Origin of the sequence: Methylophaga sp. UBA5088, from assembly GCF_002414625.1 — a bacterium.
Taxonomy (GTDB): Bacteria; Pseudomonadota; Gammaproteobacteria; order Nitrosococcales; family Methylophagaceae; genus Methylophaga; species Methylophaga marina.
The window spans coordinates 31,260-34,687 of sequence record NZ_DIAC01000051.1 but is presented as its reverse complement, the minus strand read 5'-3'; the positions used below and the strand labels follow the sequence as shown (position 1 = coordinate 34,687).

Genomic DNA, 3,428 nt, shown 5'->3' with positions numbered 1-3,428 from the left:
GTCTTAAATAATAATGACACTAATCCAGAGAGAAATTTTATGGCTAAGTCTGCACGATCAGTTCCATCCCTTGTCCCTGCTATTCTGGCCTTAATGGTACTGCTGGGTCTGGCCTATTTACTCTTTGCAGACTTACAACCCTCTCGCACGGAACACACGGTTTCGCCACCGATAGAAATCGAAGATCCAGAAATAGAAGAAGTCACCATTGAACCTGTCGCACCTACCGAAGATCAGCAAGCCATCATAGAAAAAGAAGCAGAACAATTTGTGGATCATCTGGGTAGTAAAGCCGTGACGTTAAATGACAAACAAGGTGAGTTCGTGCGGAAAGATGGCACTATTGTGATCCCCAAAATAGAAAAACGCGAGACGACCCTCGGTCAGTTACTTGCCGATAAAAGTCTGAGCGCAGACACCCCAGTCACCATCAAATACACAGAAACTGAAAAACAACAAACGACATTACAAGCGCTTGATGACAGTACTGAAGATAAAAATCCCTTTGTCACCATTGAACAAGCCGATGGCAGTCGACAACAGCGGCCGCTTATTGATTTGCTCAACGCTGATAATGTCGACAAAAGTGCACCTATTACGGTGATTACTGAGCAAGATGTACAGAAGAAAACGACCATTGGCCAATTATCACAATCAGATTTACCTGAAGATCGCCTGCTTGAGGCGGAAATAGATAAAGGCTCTATCGAATTGTCAGTGAACGACATCGTCAAATCGGGTGGTTTAGAGGACAGTGCTCTATTCTATCTGCATCGTGTGACTGAGGCCGATCGTCAAGGTTTATGGGGAATTATTCAGTCTGGCTTGATTCAACGTTTTCGTCAGGGTCTGGCACTTGAAGGTATCAATAAAGATTTAGTCAGAGTCACCATTCCTGCTGATGCCGATGAACCGCTACCTACCGGACTAAGCTCATTTCTTGGCAAGGTTTTAAACAATAAAGTGGAGTCTAGCTATATCTATAACTACACCACCAGCACAATGGGACATAATCCAGATTTAATCTACCCAGGACAGCAACTGATATTGATTCATTTCTCCTCTAAGGAGCTAAAAGACATTTATCAGTTCTTTGCCGATCAACGCAATGAGCAAGCACAAACCTTTGCTATTCACTGATGATTATAGAAATTGCCTTTTTTGTCGTGGTGTTACTGATTATTGGTATCGCCTTTTTAATTCCATTTGATTAGTTGGTGCTCAGAGCTGCGCTTCTCTACTGGTTTTGAATCGTCCGTAGCGAAGCATGATACTTGGCAACACCAATAGATTTAACACCGTGGAAGAAATCAAACCACCGATAATAATACTGGCCATCGGCCCCATAATCTCACGGCCAGGGCTATCCGAGTTTATCGCAATGGGTAACATGGCGAGCGCTGTGACCAAAGCCGTAATGAGTATTGATGGTAAGCGTTCTTGTGCCCCTCGGATGGCAGTATCCAGATTCCAGGCCGCGCCCTCTTCTGTCACCATGTATTGGTAATGTGACACCAGCATAATGGCATTACGCAATGTGATACCAAATAGCGTCACGAAACCGACTAATGAACCAATCGACAACACGCCGTTGGTTAAAACCACGGCCAGCACACCGCCGACTAGAGAAAACGGTAAATTAATCAATACCAATATCATATTGCGAAAGCTTTGTAAGGCCACGTAAAGCAATAACAAAACAGCTAAGCCTGCCAAGGTGGAATGCACAATCAAATCCTCACGAGACTGCGCTTGCGCCACTGCCGCACCAGTAAACTCAGGATAGATATCTGCGGTGAAAGCGACTTCATCATGTACACGTTGTTTCAGCTCAGCAAAAAAAGAACTCAGATCACGCTCAGTGACATTAGCCGTGACCGTTTGCAAACGCTGTGACCCACGATGCTGAATCATATGGCGTCCCGAGACCTGCTGAATCACCGCAATGTCCTGTAAGCGTAACATCACGCCTTCTGGCGTCTGTATGGGTAAGGCTCTTAACTGCTGAGGTTGTTTACGCAGTTCTTCAGGTAACACAACCACCACATCAAACACCTGATTGCCTTCATAGACTTGGCCCACAACAGCCCCATCAAACCCCGTTCTCACTGCCTGCATCACTTCTGCAGGACGCAAGCCCCAATAAGCAAGCTTGTCTAAATCCAGCCGCACTTCAAGCTGTGGTTCGCCGGGAGGGGCTCGAAGCTGAACATCAGCGGCGCCATCAATATCCCTCATAACTTCTGCCACTTCTTGTGCAGTCTGGTCCAACGCATCCAAGTTCTTGCCATAGATATTGACGACAATAGGTGAGGTATAACCGGAAATAGTTTCATCAATACGTTCTGTTAAAAATGTATTCACCTCCGAGTTCACGCCGGGAAACGCTTCTAATATTTCACGAATTTCATCCAGTACCCGCTGCTGAGAGGGCCCATCCATCGGCTCAAGATCCACTTCATATTCACTGTAGTGTGTGCCAAACGTATCAGCACCACGTTCTGCTCTACCCGCCCATTGTGAGGTTGAACGTACACCGGGTATTTCTGCCACCCGCTGCTCTATACGACCACCTATTCGCAACGACTCTTCTATAGATGTTCCCGGTACGCTTGCGGTATGAATAATATAATGACCTTCACGAAGTTCCGGTAAAAAGCTACCTCCTAAGAACGGTAATATCGATAATCCCGCTACACAGAAACCCAGCACACCAAGCAAGGTTAGTCTTGGAAAATGGCTTATCGCAGATAGCACACGACCATATATAGGTTTGATCATTCGAATCAGGGGTGGCTCGTCATGACTGACATCTCCTGCTCGGGTCAGCAAGATATGACAAAGCGCTGGCGTGACCGTCAATGCCACGGCTAGTGAGGCAAAAATGGCCAGAATATAAGCTTCACCCAATGGCTCAAACATACGACCGGCAACCCCACTTAATGTCAATAATGGCACAAAGACCAGCATCACAATAAAGCTGGCATAAACCACTGAACTTCTTACTTCCATTGACGCTTCATACACCACTTCCATGGTGGGCTTAGGTGCTGCTAGCAGGGCATTTTGCCTTAATCGACGAAAAATATTTTCGGTATCAATGATGGCATCATCGACCACTTCCCCGAGTGCGATGGCCAGACCACCCAGGACCATAATGTTTATATTGATGCCAAATTCCAGCAAGACAATCATGGCTGCAAACAAAGAGAGAGGGATAGCTGTCATGGAGATCACAGCGGTACGGATATTAAATAAAAATAAAATCAGCACCAGCATGACCAGTCCACCACCGACCATCAAATGTTCTTGGATATTGACGAGTGATGTCTGGATATAGTTTGCAGGTCGGAATAAATCATCATGCAAGGTAATGCCTTCAGCACCGAAACCATCTTTGAACTCATCTAAAGCAGCCTCAATGCCTT

General features: G+C 45.9%; 2 protein-coding genes. One reads left to right on the top strand and one right to left on the bottom strand.

Annotated elements, in window-relative coordinates; genetic code table 11:
* Positions 1-1,140, top strand: a 1,140-nt coding sequence (locus B4K20_RS07025) for a hypothetical protein (protein ID WP_289282382.1), incomplete at its 5' end; no start/stop codon positions are given.
* A gap of 81 nt (positions 1,141-1,221) precedes the next feature.
* Here B4K20_RS07025 and B4K20_RS07020 read toward each other — a convergent pair.
* The coding region (locus B4K20_RS07020; RefSeq protein ID WP_289282381.1) for an efflux RND transporter permease subunit at positions 1,222-3,428 on the bottom strand (2,207 nt) is incomplete at its 5' end.